The organism is Cupriavidus sp. 22TCCZM04-2 (genome assembly GCF_057798895.1).
This window is the reverse complement of record NZ_JBYOJS010000015.1, coordinates 67,183-84,214: the sequence shown is the minus strand read 5'-3', so window position 1 is coordinate 84,214 and position 17,032 is coordinate 67,183. Positions and strand designations below refer to the sequence as shown.

At 66.4% G+C, this 17,032-nt stretch carries 15 protein-coding genes and 1 pseudogene; 10 read left to right on the top strand and 6 right to left on the bottom strand.

Going from position 1 to position 17,032, the window contains the following annotated elements; genetic code table 11:
* Nucleotides 1–139: 139 nt before the first annotated feature.
* Nucleotides 140–1,468 carry a TAXI family TRAP transporter solute-binding subunit gene (locus tag AC3FKG_RS21105; protein ID WP_483711987.1) on the top strand — a complete coding sequence of 443 codons (1,329 nt, stop codon included), beginning with the start codon at nt 140–142 and terminating at the stop codon, nt 1,466–1,468.
* Nucleotides 1,469–1,789: 321 nt separating this feature from the next.
* On the opposite strand, the gene garD is transcribed toward AC3FKG_RS21105, so the two are convergent.
* Together garD and AC3FKG_RS21095 are read right to left on the bottom strand one after the other, a co-directional pair.
* Nucleotides 1,790–3,379: a galactarate dehydratase gene (gene garD, locus AC3FKG_RS21100; RefSeq protein ID WP_483711988.1), complete on the bottom strand. Its 1,590-nt coding sequence runs from the start codon at nt 3,377–3,379 to the stop codon at nt 1,790–1,792.
* 16 nt (nt 3,380–3,395) lie between these two features.
* Nucleotides 3,396–4,775 carry an MFS transporter gene (locus tag AC3FKG_RS21095; RefSeq protein WP_488744037.1) on the bottom strand — a complete coding sequence of 460 codons (1,380 nt, stop codon included), beginning with the start codon at nt 4,773–4,775 and terminating at the stop codon, nt 3,396–3,398.
* A 371-nt stretch (nt 4,776–5,146) separates the two neighbouring features.
* On the opposite strand from AC3FKG_RS21095, the gene kdgD reads away from it, so the two are divergent.
* Entirely contained in the window at nt 5,147–6,061 is a 915-nt protein-coding gene (kdgD, locus tag AC3FKG_RS21090) for a 5-dehydro-4-deoxyglucarate dehydratase (protein WP_488744036.1), read from the top strand.
* 518 nt (nt 6,062–6,579) lie between these two features.
* Nucleotides 6,580–7,089 carry a hypothetical protein gene (locus AC3FKG_RS21085; RefSeq protein ID WP_483711991.1) on the top strand — a complete coding sequence of 170 codons (510 nt, stop codon included), beginning with the start codon at nt 6,580–6,582 and terminating at the stop codon, nt 7,087–7,089.
* 79 nt (nt 7,090–7,168) lie between these two features.
* Here the strand turns inward: AC3FKG_RS21085 and AC3FKG_RS21080 are convergent, their stop codons facing one another.
* Nucleotides 7,169–8,164, bottom strand: coding sequence for a Vgb family protein (locus AC3FKG_RS21080; RefSeq protein ID WP_483711992.1), 996 nt, complete (start codon nt 8,162–8,164; stop codon nt 7,169–7,171).
* Nucleotides 8,165–8,319: 155 nt separating this feature from the next.
* Between AC3FKG_RS21080 and AC3FKG_RS21075 the strand changes: the two genes are divergently transcribed.
* The 4 genes from AC3FKG_RS21075 to AC3FKG_RS21060 all read left to right on the top strand — a co-directional run bounded on the left by AC3FKG_RS21075 (nt 8,320) and on the right by AC3FKG_RS21060 (nt 11,943).
* Nucleotides 8,320–8,637 (top strand): YnfA family protein, encoded by a 318-nt coding sequence (locus AC3FKG_RS21075; protein WP_483711993.1) that lies wholly within the window; start codon nt 8,320–8,322, stop codon nt 8,635–8,637.
* A gap of 232 nt (nt 8,638–8,869) precedes the next feature.
* On the top strand, nt 8,870–10,390 hold the full coding sequence (gene adh / locus AC3FKG_RS21070; protein ID WP_483711994.1) for an aldehyde dehydrogenase: 1,521 nt from the start codon (nt 8,870–8,872) through the stop codon (nt 10,388–10,390).
* Between the two features lie 115 nt (nt 10,391–10,505).
* On the top strand, nt 10,506–11,534 hold the full coding sequence (adhP, locus tag AC3FKG_RS21065) for an alcohol dehydrogenase AdhP (RefSeq protein ID WP_488744035.1): 1,029 nt from the start codon (nt 10,506–10,508) through the stop codon (nt 11,532–11,534).
* A gap of 10 nt (nt 11,535–11,544) precedes the next feature.
* Nucleotides 11,545–11,943, top strand: a complete 399-nt coding sequence (locus tag AC3FKG_RS21060) for a DUF779 domain-containing protein (protein WP_483711996.1) — start codon at nt 11,545–11,547, stop codon at nt 11,941–11,943.
* 57 nt (nt 11,944–12,000) lie between these two features.
* On the opposite strand, the pseudogene AC3FKG_RS21055 reads toward AC3FKG_RS21060, so the two are convergent.
* Nucleotides 12,001–12,105: pseudogene (locus AC3FKG_RS21055) on the bottom strand (helix-turn-helix domain-containing protein); the annotation flags it as partial.
* 66 nt (nt 12,106–12,171) lie between these two features.
* Nucleotides 12,172–12,414, bottom strand: coding sequence for a hypothetical protein (locus tag AC3FKG_RS21050; protein ID WP_483711997.1), 243 nt, complete (start codon nt 12,412–12,414; stop codon nt 12,172–12,174).
* A 172-nt stretch (nt 12,415–12,586) separates the two neighbouring features.
* On the opposite strand from AC3FKG_RS21050, the gene AC3FKG_RS21045 reads away from it, so the two are divergent.
* Genes AC3FKG_RS21045 through AC3FKG_RS21035 form a run of 3 tightly spaced genes read left to right on the top strand, consistent with a single transcriptional unit; the run spans nt 12,587 to nt 16,818 of the window.
* Nucleotides 12,587–13,477 carry an alpha/beta hydrolase gene (locus tag AC3FKG_RS21045; protein WP_483711998.1) on the top strand — a complete coding sequence of 297 codons (891 nt, stop codon included), beginning with the start codon at nt 12,587–12,589 and terminating at the stop codon, nt 13,475–13,477.
* Nucleotides 13,478–13,486: 9 nt separating this feature from the next.
* Nucleotides 13,487–15,520, top strand: a complete 2,034-nt coding sequence (locus AC3FKG_RS21040) for a penicillin-binding protein 1A (protein ID WP_488744034.1) — start codon at nt 13,487–13,489, stop codon at nt 15,518–15,520.
* A 38-nt stretch (nt 15,521–15,558) separates the two neighbouring features.
* On the top strand, nt 15,559–16,818 hold the full coding sequence (locus tag AC3FKG_RS21035; protein ID WP_483712000.1) for an arsenic transporter: 1,260 nt from the start codon (nt 15,559–15,561) through the stop codon (nt 16,816–16,818).
* A 25-nt stretch (nt 16,819–16,843) separates the two neighbouring features.
* Here AC3FKG_RS21035 and AC3FKG_RS21030 read toward each other — a convergent pair whose 3' ends face one another.
* A complete protein-coding gene (locus AC3FKG_RS21030) occupies nt 16,844–17,005 on the bottom strand; it encodes a hypothetical protein (RefSeq protein WP_483712001.1) in 162 nt (53 codons plus the stop codon).
* Nucleotides 17,006–17,032: the final 27 nt, after the last annotated feature.

Below are 17,032 nucleotides of genomic sequence, written 5' to 3'. Positions count from 1 at the left end.
TCACGCCGCCGCCGGCCTCAGACAGGACAATCTGATATCGTATGGCGCCCCACGCCTTGCGACACAGAAGCAAACCTGACAAGAGAGCCAAGCAATGCCCAGGCCCAACCCAGCGCTCCGACGCAGCCAGAAGGCGCCCATGACACCGATGCGCCGGCGCCTTGTCGTCACCGCCGCCATCGTGCTGGTCGCCGCACTGAGCTGGGGCGTGGCGGTCGTCGTTGAACCCGCCATCCAGCGCACCGTCGTGATCACGACCGGTGCGGACAAGGGCATCTACCGCGGATTCGCGGATCGCTATGCCCCACTGCTCAAACGTGATGGCATCACGCTGGATATCCGCAGTTCGGCCGGGTCGGTCGAAAATTTTTCCAGGCTGACCGATCCCAACAGCGAATACGACGTCGGCTTTATCCAGTCGGGCACCACTACCCCGCAGGAAACCGACCACTTGCAGACCATCGCCGCCGTATCCTACGAGCCGATCTGGGTGTTCTATCGTGGCAAGGCCACGATCGACCGGCTCGCACAGCTCAGTGGCAAGCGGATCTCGATCGGCGTGCCCGGCAGCGGCCTGCTGAATGTCTCGCGCGTATTGCTTAACCATAGTGATGTGAACACGAGCAACAGCACGCTGCTGGAAATGGACGCCGGCCAGGCCTATCAAAGCCTGCGCAATGGCGAACTCGACGCCGCCTTCTTCATCGGCAGGCCGGATGCCGAGATGCAGCAGAAGCTGCTGAATAGCGACCTGAAGCTGATGAACTTCGCCCAGGCCGACGCCCTGGTGCAGAGATTCCCCGCTCTCTCCAAGCTCACGTTCCCGCGCGCATCGACCAGCATCGCCAAGGATCTTCCGCAGGCGGACGTCACGCTGCTGGCCGCCACGGCCCTGCTGGTCTCGAAGGACACGCTGCACCCCGCCCTGGTCTACCTGCTGCTGGAGGCCGCTCGGTCCGTGCATGGCGGCGAGGACTACTTCACGCGGCTGGGTACGTTTCCCAACCTGAATACGAGCGAGTTTCCGATTTCGGACGAAAGCACGCGCTACTTCAAGTCCGGACGCCCCTTCCTGCAGCGCTACCTGCCTTTCTGGCTTGCCAGCTTCATCGAACGGCGCCTGCTGATCCTGCTGCCCTTCATGGCTTTGCTGCTCGGCTTGCTGCAAGCATTGCCGCGCATGATCGAGGCGCGGTACAAGAACCGGCTCGTAGTCTGGTACCACGAGATCAAGGCGCTGGAAGATGAAATCTGGAGAAACGAAAAGCCGACCGCGGAACAGGTCGCGCAATGGCGCGAAGAGATCGAGAACATCGATGCGCACGCCAGCCAGATACAGCTGCCGCAGCGCTACTTCCAGGATGTCTATGCACTCAAGCAGGCGATCGGCGTCGTTAGGGACCGGATTTCCCACGCCGTCGCGAGGGCAAGGAAACCCGTCGAGGACCGAGCCACGAACCGATCGTGAAAGGCATCCTTGAAGGTATACGCCGACGTCTCGCCCGTCCCAGTCAGGTATTCGCCCTCGACGTAGTAGTCGGAACTTGCCGATGGTGACGCTTCCCTCGAACCCGGCAATTGGACCGTGGGCGCCACCGGTAACGAAGCCAAGGATCGGCGTTACATTGAACCGGATTGTGTCGCCGCTGGCGAACGACCATCCCACCAAGGCCGACTACTTATCGTATGGCGCGCCCGGGCCGGTCTCCTCGGTGATGCTGACGCTGCCCGTGAAGCCATGTGGGAGGACGTCCGAGGGGGCGGCGTATCGCCCGGCCGGCGCCCCGGGTCAGGTCACCGGCGCCGGATTAAACAACGCCAGCGAGTTATACAACTTGTGGTGCTCCGCCCACGTCTTTTTGCGGCCGCTGGCCACGTCGATCATCAGGCGGAACAGCTCCCAGCCCACATCCTCGATGGTGGCTTCGCCGGTGGCGATGCGGCCCGCATTCACGTCCATCAGGTCGTGCCAGCGCCGCGCCAGGTCGCTGCGCGTGGCGACTTTGATGACAGGCACTTCGGCCAGGCCATAAGGCGTGCCGCGGCCGGTCGTGAACACGTGCAGGTTCATGCCGGCGGCCAGCTGCAGCGTGCCGCAGATGAAATCGCTCGCGGGGGTGGCCGCGTAGATCAGCCCCTTCTGCTTCAGCTTCTCGCCGGGCGACAGCACGCCGGTGATCGGTGCGCTGCCCGACTTGATGATCGAGCCCATCGCCTTTTCCACGATGTTCGACAGGCCACCCTTCTTGTTGCCCGGCGTGGTGTTGGCGCTGCGGTCCACGCGGCCGCGTTCGAGGTAGCTGTCATACCAGGCCATCTCGCGGATCATCGCCTCGGCCACTTCCGGCGTGGCGGCGCGAGCGGTGAGCTGGTCGATGCCGTCGCGCACTTCGGTGACCTCGGAGAACATCACGCTGGCGCCGGCACGCACCAGCAGGTCCGTGGCAAACCCCACCGCCGGATTGGCCGTCACGCCGGAGAACGCATCGCTGCCGCCGCACTGCACGCCGACCACCAGCTCGGACACCGGACACGTTTCGCGCCGGCGCGCATTCAGGCGCTCCAGGTGCGTCTCGGCCATCGTCATGATCGACGCGATCATCGAGGCAAAGCCGACGTGCTGCTCGTCCTGCAGGCACACCACGCCGACCTGCACTTCGCCCGCGCCGGTCTGGATCGGGATGGTGCCCGCCGGCATCAGGCGGTCCGGCTGGAGCTTCTCGCAGCCGAGGCTGACCATCATCGCGGTGCCGCCGAAATTCGGATTGAGCGCGATATTGCGCAGCGTGCGGATCGGGATGACGGCATCGGGCGCGTCGATGGCCACGCCGCAGCCGTAGGTGTGCTCCAGCCCGATCACGTCATCGACATTGGGATAGCGCGGCAGCAGCTCTTCGCGGATACGCCGCACAGCATGCTCGACCACGCCCGACACACACTGCACGGTCGTGGTGATGGCCAGGATATTGCGCGTGCCGACCGAACCATCGGGGTTGCGGAAGCCCTCGAAGGTATAGCCTTCCAGCGGCGGCAGCGGCGCCGGGAGGCGCGTGCCGACCGGCAGGTCCGTGAGGCCGGGCGCCACAGGCATTTCGATGACGCGCTCGTTGACCCAGCTGCCGCGCGGCAGGTCCTTCAGTGCGTAGCCGATCACCACGTTGTAGCGCATTACCGCATCGCCCTGCTTCAGGTCCGACAGCGCGACCTTGTGCCCTTGGGGCACGGCCTCTTGCAGGACCAGCCCGCACGGGAACTCGGCGCCGGCCGGCAGGCCGCCGTCGTTGGCGACGATGGCCACATTGTCTGCCGGATGGATGCGTATATAGAGCGGCGCCTGGACCGGCTGGGCGGCCGGGGCGCGCGAATCATGTTCGGACATGCTGTGTTTCCTGCGGTTATTGCGGATGCCTGAGTTCCACGCGGCGAATGTCCTTGACGATCACCAGGTAGCTCAGCACCGTGACCAGTGCATGGACCCCGACGAACACCAGCGCGCCGTTGAACGAGCCGGTGACGCTCAGGATATAGCCGATCGCGATCGGCGTGACGATGCCGGCGATATTGCCGAACGTATTGAAGATGCTGCCCGCCAGGCCGATGACTTCCTTGGGCGCGGTATCCGCCACCACGGCCCAGCCCAGCGCGCCGATGCCCTTGCCGAAGAAGGCCAGCGCCATGAAGCCGACCACCAGCCACTCGGCATCGACATAGTTGCAGGCAATCATGCTGACCGACAGCAGCATGCCGGCCACGATGGGCACCTTGCGGGCAATGGTCAGCGAATGGCCGCGGCGCAGCAGTGCGTCCGAAATCATGCCGCCCAGCACGCCGCCGAGGAAACCGCAGATCGCCGGCAGCGACGCCACGAAGCCCGCCTTGAGGATGGACATGCCGCGCGCCTGCACCAGGTACACGGGGAACCAGGTCAGGAAGAAGTACGTGAGCACGTTGATGCAGTACTGGCCCAGGTACACCCCCGCCAGCATGCGGTTGCCCAGCAACTGGCGCGCATAGAACCAGCCCGCCGGCACTGCGGCCTTGCCGGTGGCGCGCCCTGCCCCTTCATTCATGTGGATCAGGCCGCCGCCCTGCTCGATATGCTCGAGTTCCGCGCGATTGACCGCCGGATGATCGGCCGGGCTGCGCATGACCTTGAGCCACAGCACGGCCAGCGCCATGCCGAACACGCCCATCCACATATAGACATGGTGCCAGCCCCAGCTGTGCGTTACCCATGCCATCAGCGGCGTGAACACCACCGCCGCGAAATACTGGGCGGCGTTGAAGATGGCGGACGCCGTGCCGCGCTCGGCAGTGGGGAACCAGCTCGCCACGACCTTGGCATTGGCCGGGAACGCCGGCGACTCGGCCAGGCCCACGGCAAAGCGCAGCATGAACAGCGCCGTCATCACCGCGCCCATCGAGGCGAACACGCCCACCCAGGCCTGCAGCAGCGTGAAGATCGACCACAGGCAGATGCTGACCGCATAGATGCGGCGCGCGCCAAAGCGGTCAAGCAGCCAGCCGCCGGGGATCTGCGCCATGACATAGGCCCAGCTGAAGGCGGAAAAAATATAGCCCATCTGCACGGCACTGAAGCCGAAGGCCTCGCGCATCGCGGGCCCGGTGATCGACAGCGTGGCACGGTCGGCATAGTTGACCGTGGTGACGATGAAGATCATCGCCAGGATCCAGTAGCGGACATTGGTGCGGCGCGCGGCGGCTGCACTGCCGGCAGCGGCCGTCGTGGCAGTGGGGGTATGGCTTGCGTTCATCGGGTCTCCTGTGGCCATATGCCAGCAAACCCGTCAAAGGCCAACTGAGATATGTCGTCATATGACTAGGATTATAAGGAGATGATCCGTCGATCGTAGTGCGCGTTTACCCTGAAACCGCCGGATATCTTGTATTACCGCCTTTCCCTTTCCTTACAAGACATAGGGTTCCCGGGCAATCCTCATGGCCGCGCAGGTAGGTTGCCGCATGTCCATGCACGGGGTTTTCCCCAACATCGTGACGTTTGCTCTTGTCTTCTTCGATCGCTAGTTGTACGATGACGTACATTGATAACGCCACAGCAGGACTGCGGAACACCGCCCTGCCCTATCCATCATCAAATTGCCGGCCTCGGCCCAGGATGAGAGACATGACGACACCGCAAGAACTAAAGCAGATCATTTCCGAAGGCCTGCTGTCCTTCCCAGTCACCGACTTCGACGCGCAAGGCAACTTCCGCCCCGAGACCTACGTGAAGCGCCTGGAATGGCTGGCACCCTACGGTGCCTCGGCGCTGTTCGCCGCGGGCGGCACTGGCGAGTTCTTTTCGCTGACGCCGGACGACTACTCCAATGTGATCCGCACCGCGGTGGAAACCTGCCAGGGCAAGGTACCCATCCTGGCCGGCGCCGGCGGCCCGACCCGCATGGCCATCGCCTATGCGCAGGAAGCGCAGCGCCTGGGCGCCAAGGGTGTGCTGCTGATGCCCCACTACCTGACCGAAGCGAGCGAGGAAGGCATTGCCAACCACATCGAAGAAGTCTGCAAGGCGGTCAACATCGGCGTGATCGTCTACAACCGCGCCAACTCGCGCATCGGCGCCGACCTGCTGGAACGCGTGGTGGACCGCTGCCCCAACCTGATCGGCTTCAAGGACGGCGTCGGCGAGATCGAAGCCATGGTGCGCGTGCGCCGCAAGCTGGGCGACCGGCTGGCTTACCTGGGCGGCCTGCCGACCGCGGAAGTCTATGCCGCGGCCTACAAGGCGCTGGGCGTGCCGGTGTACTCGTCGGCCGCGTTCAACTTCATCCCGCGCACCGCGATGGACTTCTACCGCGCTGTTGCAGCCGATGACCATGCCACCATCGGACGCCTGATCGACGATTTCTTCTTGCCCTACCTGGACATCCGCAATCGCCGCCAGGGCTATGCGGTGAGCATCGTCAAGGCCGGCGCCCGCCTGGTCGGCCACGACGCAGGTCCGGTGCGCGCGCCGCTGACGGACCTGAACGAAGAGGAAATGGCGCAGCTCGACGCGCTGATCCGCAAGCTCGGGCCGCAGTAAGCCTGCCCCCTCCCGGGAAGCCGGGTCACGAACTGATACCCCGCCATGTGCGGGGTATCTTGTTTTATGGGACGCCATCCCACCGGGTTCACGGACAAGGTCGCAACCGCGGCCTTTCGTCGTTTACGGCAACCCGGAATGGAATAAACACGGGCTGCCACGCGTTTAGTCAGACGAATCCGCAACTCCTGGCAATGCCAGGCTTTTTTCACCGATGCGACATTGGGAGCACGTGATGTCGAGTCCATGTCTCGCGGCATTGCTTGCCGTATTGGCCCTCGCCGCTTGCGGCGGAGAGGGGGACGAACCCGGCGCAACATCCGGCGCGGGGCCGGGCATGACCGGCGGTGCATCGTCGGGAAGCGCGCCCGGATTCCAGCCGGCGCCGGGCGCAGGGGGGACTGGTGGCGGTGCAGGCGGCAACGGCAGTGCGGGAGCGGGGTCCGGAATGTAGGGAACTATGCTTGAATCGGGTATCAGCCGAAAAAAACATCACCATTCGGCATTGGAGAATGTCCATGGCTTATCGCTTAGCCAGTTGGGTGGCTGGCGCCGCGGTCGCGCTGTCCGCCTGTGCGTCCCTGCAACCGATCCAGACCGCGCAGAAAATGGTCGGTAGCCCCGAAAGCTCCGTGCGCGAGACATTCGGCGAACCCACGGAGGTCTACAAGCTCGCCGACGGCAGCGTGCGCTGGATCTATTCGCACCAGCCGCTGGGATTCGAGGTCTACGCCGCCGATTTTGATGGCAACGGCAGGCTCGTCAACTTCCGCCAGATGCTGACCGAGAAAGAAATCTACGAAGCCAGGCCAGGCGTTTGGACCAAGCGCGACATTGCGGAACGCTTCGGCATGCCGCGCGAGCCAGTCCAGTACTACCCGCTGATGAAGCGGGAGGCATGGTCGTACCGGCTCTATGCAAGCGGCTACCAGCCTGCGCACTTCAGCGCCTACTTCGACGACCAGGGCGTGCTGGATCGCACGATGATCATTGTGGATTCGTATGGAGGCGACCGGCGGCGCCGGTGAGCTTGCGCACGCGCACGGTGCTGCTGTCCGCCACGGTCGAGTTCTGAGACGGCCCGCCGCTGACGCTCCGACCACCCACTCATCTCGGCCCACCCGCGCCAAAGCGGTACACGACCAGATGGTCCGTGCCGGATTCCGCCGCCCAGGCCTCGCCCGGACGCCCGAGCATCTGGCGCACATTGGCATCCGGCCTCGGACTGGCGAAGGTCTCGAACCGGCCAGTCTGCGGGTCGAAGCGCAGGACGGCGTTCTTGCCCCAGTCGCTGAGCCATACCTTGTCCTGCTCATCCACATACATCGCATAGGCATGGGGGCTGGCGCCAGGCAGCGTCCATTCCCGCCAGCGCCCCGTGCCGGGATCGTAGGCGCCAAGCTTGCCCGCGGTCCATTCGCTGACCCATAGCACGCCCTTCGAGTCCGACCAGATGCGGCGTGGCCCGGACCGTGGCGAAGGCGGCATAACGACGTGCGCGGCACCGGAGGCCGTATCGATGCGGGCAATGTAGTCACCGGCCAGCGAAGCAAAGTAGATATCGCCCCGCGGCGTGACGGCGATGCCGTACGGACCCTGCCCGCGGGGCGCGTCGAACATGCGCATGCGGCCGCTGGCCGGATCGAGCTCGCCATAAACCCCGCTCTGCCCGGTGAACCACAGATGTCCCCGCGCATCGAACACCGCGGTGTTCAGGTTGGCATTGGCCTGTCCCGACGGAAGCGGGTAACGCTTGACGCCATGGTTCCCGGGATCGACCCGGAGAATCGAATTCTGACCGCCATCCGTGACCCATGCAGCGCCATCGGGCCCAATGATCACGCCATGCGGCGCGGACGCTTCGCCGAGGGCAATATGGATGGTCTTGCCCGTTGCCGGGTCCAGCCGCCCAAGCTCGCCCGTGCTCTGGGCCGTGTACCACACCGCGCCATCAGGCGCAGGCGCAACGTCGTGCGGATGCGCGCCGGCCGGCACCGGATAGCTCTGGACGCGTGGCGGCACTGTGCCCTGGGCACACACTGTGGTGACCGACATGGCCAGAATGCCGGCAGCCAGTACGGCACGCGGCAAGCGCAGGGACATCGCCATCTCCTGATCAGTCGAAGAATCTTCGATCCAAGCATAGGCCAGCCGACGGCCAGACGGGGACATGCGTGCCCGTATACTGCGCGATTGATCATCGAGTTCCAGTCCCGCGACTACCCAGTGCGGCACCTGAGCCGAGACCACGCTGCCGCATGAAAACCATCACGCTCTACCTGCTCACCGCCGTGGCCGAAATCCTTGGCTGCTACCTGCCCTACCTGTGGCTGCGCCAGGGCGCGAGCGCCTGGGTATTGCTGCCGGGCGCGCTGTCGCTGGCATTGTTCGCATGGCTGCTGTCCCTGCATCCCGATGCGTCCGGGCGCGTGTATGCGGCCTACGGCGGCGTCTATATCGGCGTGGCCGTGCTCTGGCTATGGCTGGTCGATGGTCTGCGGCCCAGCGCGTGGGACCTGGCCGGCGTCGGTGTTGCTTTTCTCGGCATGGCCATCATCGTGTTCCAGCCGCGCTGAGGCAGCCACGGGACGACGACTGTTCCGTTTTGGAACAGCTGTGCCAGCGCGGAACAGCCGCCCCGCCACACTGGCACAGCCGGCGCCTCGGCATCGGCGCCTGAAACCTCCGGAACCCTGAATCCACGGCGTTTTGGCCATCTGACCTGGCTCCGGCACACCTCTTGCGATATCTGCCTCGCGCGCGGCGCATCGCCGTGCCGACCAACGACTTCACAAGACGGAGCGAGACATGAACATGGCCGAGATCGCCCAGCTGGGCGTCAGCAACCCTTATAAGCAGCAGTACGAAAACTACATCGGCGGGTCGTGGGTTCCACCGGCAGGCGGCGAGTACTTCGAGGCCATCACGCCGATCACCGGCAAGCCGTTCACGCGCGTGCCGCGCTCGAAGCAGGAAGATGTCGATGCCGCGCTCGACGCCGCGCACGCCGCCAGGGCGGCCTGGGGCCGCACCTCGACCACCGAGCGCGCCAATATCCTGAACCGCATCGCCGACCGCATCGAGGCCAACCTGACGCTGCTGGCCGTGGCCGAAACCATCGACAACGGCAAGCCGGTGCGCGAGACCACCGCGGCGGACCTGCCGCTGGCGGTCGACCATTTCCGCTACTTCGCCGGCTGCATTCGCGCGCAGGAAGGCGGCATCTCCGAGATCGACGCCGAGACCACCGCCTACCATTTCCACGAACCGCTCGGCGTGGTCGGGCAGATCATCCCGTGGAACTTCCCGCTGCTGATGGCCACGTGGAAGCTCGCGCCGGCACTGGCCGCGGGCAACTGCGTGGTGCTCAAGCCCGCCGAGCAGACGCCTGCGTCCATCCTCGTGCTGATGGAGGTGATCGGCGACCTGCTGCCCCCGGGCGTACTCAACGTCATCAACGGCTTTGGCCTGGAAGCGGGCAAGCCGCTGGCATCGAGCCCGCGCATCAGCAAGGTCGCGTTCACCGGCGAGACCACCACGGGCCGGCTGATCATGCAATACGCGTCGCAGAACCTGATCCCGGTCACGCTGGAGCTGGGCGGCAAGTCGCCCAACATCTTCTTCGAGGATGTGCTGGCCGCCGACGACGCCTACTTCGACAAGGCGCTCGAAGGCTTTGCCATGTTCGCGCTGAACCAGGGCGAGGTGTGCACGTGCCCTTCGCGCGCGCTGATCCAGGAATCGATCTACGACCGCTTCATGGAACGCGCGCTCAAGCGCGTGGCGGCAATCCGGCAGGGGCATCCGCTCGACAAGGGCACCATGATCGGCGCGCAGGCGTCGGCCGAGCAGCTAGAAAAGATCCTGTCCTACATCGACCTGGGCCGCAAGGAAGGCGCGCAATGCCTGGCGGGCGGCGAACGCAACCAGCTTGATGGCGACCTGGCAGGCGGCTACTACGTGAAGCCCACCGTGTTCAGGGGCCACAACAAGATGCGCATCTTCCAGGAAGAAATCTTCGGGCCGGTGGTATCGGTCACCACCTTCAAGGACGAAGAGGAAGCGCTGGCCATTGCCAACGACACGCTCTATGGTCTCGGCGCGGGCGTCTGGACGCGCGATGGCGCGCGCGCGTTCCGCATGGGCCGCGGCATCCAGGCCGGCCGCGTGTGGACCAACTGCTATCACGCCTATCCCGCGCATGCCGCATTCGGTGGATACAAGCAGTCCGGCATTGGCCGCGAGAACCACCGCATGATGCTCGACCACTACCAGCAGACCAAGAACCTGCTGGTCAGCTACAGCCCGAACGCCCTCGGCTTCTTCTGACGATGGGCAAGGCATCGCGTTTTGGCGGAAAAATTGAATTCCCGGTCCGCCGGACGCGTGCCATGATCGCGTCGGTGCCCGCCTCTGCGGGCACCGCATCCAACCAGGAGTCGATATGCCAGCGATGATGAAAGCTGCGGTGGTGCGCGCCTTTGGCGCCCCACTCACGATCGATGAAGTGCCCGTGCCGCAACCCGGCCCCGGTCAGGTCCAGGTAAAGATCGAGGCCTCCGGTGTCTGCCATACCGACCTCCACGCCGCCGACGGCGACTGGCCGGTCAAACCCACCCTGCCCTTTATCCCCGGCCATGAAGGCGTGGGCTACGTGTCCGCCGTGGGCAGCGGCGTCAGCCGCGTGAGGGAAGGCGACCGCGTCGGCATTCCATGGCTGTACAGCGCCTGTGGCTATTGCGAGCACTGCCTGCAGGGCTGGGAAACCTTGTGCGAGAAACAGCAGAATACCGGCTACTCGGTCAACGGCGGCTATGGCGAGTATGTGGTGGCCGATCCCAACTACGTGGGCCTGCTGCCCGACAAGGTCGGCTTTGTCGAGATCGCGCCGATCCTGTGCGCCGGCGTCACCGTGTACAAGGGCCTGAAGGTCACCGACACGCGTCCGGGCCAGTGGGTGGTGATCTCCGGCATCGGCGGGCTCGGCCATGTGGCCGTGCAGTATGCGCGGGCCATGGGCCTGCGCGTGGCCGCGGTCGACATCGACGACGCCAAGCTCGACCTGGCGCGGCGGCTCGGCGCCGAGGTGGCGGTCAATGCGCGCGACACGGACCCGGCCGCGTGGCTGCAGAAGGAAATCGGCGGCGCGCATGGCGTGCTGGTCACCGCGGTCTCGCCCAAGGCGTTCTCGCAAGCGATCGGCATGGTGCGGCGCGGCGGCACCATCGCGCTCAACGGGCTGCCGCCGGGCGATTTCGACACGCCGATCTTTGACGTCGTGCTCAAGGGCATCACCATCCGCGGTTCGATCGTCGGCACGCGCAGCGACCTGCAGGAATCGCTCGACTTCGCCGCGCACGGCGACGTGAAGGCCACGGTGTCGACCGCAAGACTCGAAGACGTCAACGATGTGCTCGGCCGCCTGCGTGACGGCAAGGTCGAGGGCCGCGTGGTGCTCGATTTCTCGCGCTGAGGGAGCGACCATGCCGCAAGCCCACGCTGATCCCGGCAGTCCCGTGCCACGCGTCGTCGCCACGCCGGCCGCACTGGCGCTGATCGGCGCGCTGCGCGCGCGGCATGGTCCGCTGATGTTCCACCAGTCCGGCGGCTGCTGCGACGGCAGTGCGCCGATGTGCTTCGCCGCCGGCGACCTGATCGTCGGCGATGCCGACGTCCGCCTCGGCGAGATCGGTGGCGTGCCGTTCTACATGACGCGCGCGCAGTTCGAGTACTGGCAGCACACGCGGCTGGTGATCGATGTCGTGGCCGGTGCGGGCGGCATGTTCTCGCTGGAGAGCGGAACCGGCCAGCGTTTCCTGACGCGCTCGGAACTGTTCAGCGACGAAGAGGCCGCGCTGCTGGCCTTGCAGCCCGCGCTGTAGGAGCGCTCCGCGGTACTGCCCCGTAGTCCCGCGCCACGATGCGTCGCGCAGGCGCCGGTAAATCGTATTGCGCGACACCCCCAGCTCGCGCGCTACCAGGCTGATGTTGCCGCGATGGCGCTCCAGCGCCTGGCGGACCAGGCCCGCCTCCCAGTCACGCATGCGACCTTCGGCGGGAGTCCGCGATAACGACGCTGCCCCGGGGGATTGCGCCTTCACGGCGCGCGTCTACCGCGCCTCGTCAAGCAGGTCGTTCAGGATTTCATCGAAGGTCGCCTGGGCGTCTTCCAGCGCCTGCAGCGCGGCGTCGAACGTCTGCAGCGCCATCTTGGACGGCTTGCCGCTGCCTTCCGGGGGATACTGGGACTGCAGGGCGGCAAAGGCGACCTGCACCTGACGGGTCGCATCGACCACACGCTGCATGGCCTGCGCCTCCTCGGCGCGCAATTGTTCGTGCTTCTGTTCACTCATGCCTTGGGCTCCTGCCGGCGCTCTGTGGTGGCGCGGCGTTATGAGCCGTATCGTACAAGAACTGAACGGGCTGGCAGCGGAACGCGCCTCGACTTGCGCAAAAATCGGTTAGGCTCCACCTGGGGGGCCCGGTGCGCCGTGCCCCCGAGCGCCACGGATTCCGGACCCCGATATGTCATCCCTCATGCGCCGCGCGCTGGCCGCCACCCTGGTGACCGCGGGCGGCTTTGCCTGCTACTGGACCTATCTCACGGTCAACCAGGCGCGCCTGCTGTTCGACGCGCGCCGCCGTCCGCCACGCGACCTGCCTGACGGCATCGTCGGCTATTCGCACCTGGTGCCGGGCGGCGTGCTGCGCGGCTACATCTACCATGCACCGGGCGACACGGTGCGGGATCTCCTGTTCTACCTGCCGGGCCGCGGCGAGGATGTGCTCGACACCCTGCAATTCGCCCGCTGGCTGCCGGCCGGCATGGGCTTCGCGACATTCGACTATCGCGGCCTCGGACATTCCGACGGCCAGCCCTCCGAAGCCGCCGCGGTCGCCGATGCCAGCCAGTTCCTGCTGCACCTGCGCCGCGTCTTTCCCGGCACGCGGGCGCACGTCGTGGGCCGCAGCCTGGGCACTGGCGTCGCCATCCAGCTCGCCGACCTGCAGGACTTCGAAAGTCTGCAGCTGATCACGCCCTATGACTCGATGCTGGAACTGGTGCGCCAGCGCTTTCCGCTCGTGCCGCTGCGGCAATTGATGCGCCACCATTTCGATTCCATTTCACATTGCAAGAAAGTGGTCCAGAGCACCAAGGTGCTGCTCGCGGAGGCCGATGACGTGGTGCCGCATGCCTGCTCCGAGCGCCTGGTGGCCGCGTGGCCGGGGCCGGTGATGCTGCAGACCATGCCTGGCACGGATCACTTCACGATTGTCGAGCGCGAGGAAACCTGGCTGACGCTGTGCGAATTTGCGCGCCAGGTGCAGCATGCCACGCTCCCGGATACCCCGCGCGCACCGCCGCCGGACCACGACGAGACCGGAGTGCCGCTTCCGCTTGCCCGGTTCCGCTAGAATGCGCGCATGAAAAAATTCGCAGTCAAGGCAGGTGGCGCCGCGTTGGCGCTGGCTGCAGCCGGCGTGCTGCTCGCCGGTTTCGCCGCGGTGGTCAGCCTGCGGCAACTCCCTCCCGTCGATGCCCTGCGCGAGTACCGCCCGGACGTGCCGCTGCGGATCTTCACCAGCGACAACGTGCAGATCGGCGAATTCGGCAGCGAGCATCGCGAATTCATCCCGTTCGAAAAGATGCCGCGCCAGATGACGCAGGCGCTGCTGGCCGCCGAGGACGACCAGTTCTACGAGCACGACGGCATCGATATCCCCGGCATCTTCCGCGCCGCGCTGGCCAACCTGGGTCGCGGCTATGCGCAGGGCGCCTCCACCATCACCATGCAGGTGGCTCGCAATTTCTACCTGTCGCGCGAGAAGACGCTTTCGCGCAAGTGGTACGAAATCCTGCTCGCCTGGAAGATCGATCGTACGCTCTCCAAGGACCGCATCCTGGAGGTGTACATGAACCAGGTCTACCTGGGCGAGCATGCCTACGGCTTCGGCAGCGCGGCCCACGCCTATTTCGGCAAGCCGCTGGACGGGCTTTCGCTGGCCGAGACCGCCATGCTGGCTGGGCTGCCCAAGGCGCCGTCCACCATGAACCCGGTCGCGAACTTCACGCGCGCCAAGCGCCGGCAGGAATACGTGCTCGGACGAATGCTGGCGTTGGGCATGATCAGCCAGGACCAGTACCGCGAAGCGCGCTCCGCCCGACTGGAAATTGCCCCCGACAGCGCCGGCCAGTTCGCCGGACACGCCGAATATGTCGCCGAACTCGCGCGCCAGCTTGCACGCGAACGGTTCGGCGACGAAGCGTACACGCGCGGCCTCAATGTCTACACCACGGTATCGTCGGTGCGGCAGACCATGGCCTACGACGCCGTGCGGCGCGGGCTGGACGGCTACGGGCAGCGGCATCGCATCGCCGGTCCGGACAGCGCCCCGCAGGCAGCGCTGGTTTCCCTGGAAGGCGACACCGGGGCGATCGAGGCCCTGGTCGGCGGCGCCGATTTCGGCGCGAACCGCTTCAACCATGCGACCCAGGCGCTGCGCCAGCCGGGCTCGACCTTCAAGCCGTTCATCTATGCGGCGGCGCTGGAGCGCGGCATGTCGCCGGGCACGCTCATCAATGACGCGCCGCTTGACAACGGCTCGCGCTGGCAGCCGTCCAATGACGACGGCCGCTTCCTCGGCGCGGTCACGGTGCGCCAGGCGCTGGCGGACTCGCGCAACCTGCCGGCCATCCGCACGCTGCAGGCCATCGGCATTCCGTACGCGGTGGAGTTCGCCAGCCGCTTCGGCTTTTCGCCCAGGCGGCTGCCGCGCTTCCTGCCGCTTGCGCTGGGCGCGGGCACGACATCGCCATTGCGGCTCGCAGCCGCCTATTCGGTATTCGCCAACCACGGCCATCGGGTCGAGCCGTATCTGATCTCTCGCATTACCGACAGTGACGGCAAGGTGCTGTTCGCCGCGGATACCGAAGCGCAGCCGCCGCGCGTCATCAGCGAGCGCAATGCCTTCGTGATGGACAGCCTGCTGCGCAGCGTGGTGGACGACGGCACCGGCGCCGGCGTGCGCCGCTACCTGCGCCGCGGGGACATCGCGGGCAAGACCGGTACAACCAACGATGCCGCCGACGGCTGGTTCGCCGGCTACGCCGGCAACGTGGTCACGGTGGCATGGATGGGCTTTGACGACAACCACAGCCTGGGCGCCCACGAGTTCGGTGCCACCACCGCGTTGCCGATGTGGGCGTCGTATATGGAAGGCCGGCTCGCAGGCATCCCGCTGGCCGCCGCCACGCCCCCGTCCGGCGTGGTGCGCAGCACGGGAGACTGGATGTACGCCGAATATGCCGAAGGCAAGGGGATCGCCTCGCTCGGCTTCCCCGCGCCGCCAATCGCGTCCGATCCGGCACAGGATGCTTCCGCCGCCCCGGTGAACAGCGAAGCCGTGGGCCTGCCCGGCCAGCCCGCCACGCGCGGCGACGACCGGACGAGCCTTTAGTCCCCGCCCCTTTCAACCCTCCAACAACAAGAACCACAATGTCTAGCGTCAGCGCGGTATGGATCTGGTCGATCGCCGCCCTCACTACGGCTGGCGTGCTGATGCGCCCGCTGCGCCTGCCCGAGGCCTTCTGGGCCGTTGCGGGCGCAGTGATCCTTTGCCTGAGCGGCTTGCTGGCCGTGCCCGACGCATGGGCCGCCGTCGCGCGTGGCCTGGATGTCTACCTGTTCCTGGCCGGCATGATGGTGATCTCCGAACTGGCGCGCAAGACCGGACTGTTCGACCACGTGGCCGCAGTGGCCGTGCGGCGCGCGCGCGGCTCGTCGCGCAGGCTGTTCCTGCTGGTCTACGGCTTCGGCACGCTGGTCACCGCGTTCATGTCCAACGACGCCACCGCCGTGGTGCTGACACCGGCGGTGCTGGCCGCCACGCGCGCGGCCAGAGTCAGGAACCCGCTGCCGCACCTGTTCGCCTGCGCCTTTATCGCCAACGCGGCCAGCTTCGTGCTGCCGATCTCCAATCCGGCCAACCTCGTGATCTTCGGCACGCGCATGCCGCCGCTGGCCGGCTGGCTGACCCACTTTGCCCTGCCATCGCTGGTGGCCGTGGCGGCCACGCTGGCGGCGCTGTACTGGACGCAGCGCACGGCGCTGGCCGAACGGATCGACGCCGACGTGCCGGTGCCGCCGCTGAGCCTGCAGGCATGGCTGACGGCGCTTGGCATCGTGCTTACCGGGGTGGCGCTGCTGGTGGCCTCGCTGCGCGGCAGCGACCTGGGCTGGCCCACGTGCGCGGCCGGGGCGGCCACGCTGCTGATGGTGTGCGCGACACGGCGCGACCTGCTTGGGCCGGCCTTGCGGGAAATCTCGTGGGGTGTGCTGCCGATGGTGGCTGGCCTGTTCGTGATGGTGGCGGCGCTGGAGCATACCGGCGTCATCCACTGGCTCGCCGGGGTCATCCAGGCGGCGTCGCAGCGCGACAGCCTCGGCGGACTCATGGGGATCGGCGGTGCCGTGGCGCTGGTGGGCAATGTCGCCAACAACCTCCCGGCCGGGCTGATCGCCTCGTCGGCCCTGGCGGCCGGTCATGCGTCCAATGCCGTGACCGGCGCGGTGCTGGTGGGCATCGATCTCGGGCCGAACCTGTCGGCGACCGGCTCCCTGGCCACGCTGCTCTGGCTGACCGCCCTGCGCCGCGACGGCCATATGGTCAGTGCCAGCCAGTTCCTGCGGCTCGGCGCCATTGTCATGCCGGCAGCCATGGTGCCGACGCTGGCCGTGCTTGCGCTGGCGCGCTGAGCGCCCCGGGCTGCCTGGCGCGGCTTCAGTCGTGGGGACCGAACTGGACCAGGTTTGCGCGCCGGGACAGCGCCCCTTCCCAGCGCCGGCGCGGCGCGCTGACGCGCACGGCGCGGCTGTGATGCTCCACCACCCCGGCTTCCATTGTCGGCTGGGGCAGCGGCACCGTGGCGACATGAAGCAACATCAGGCTGCTGCAAGGAAACGCAATCGG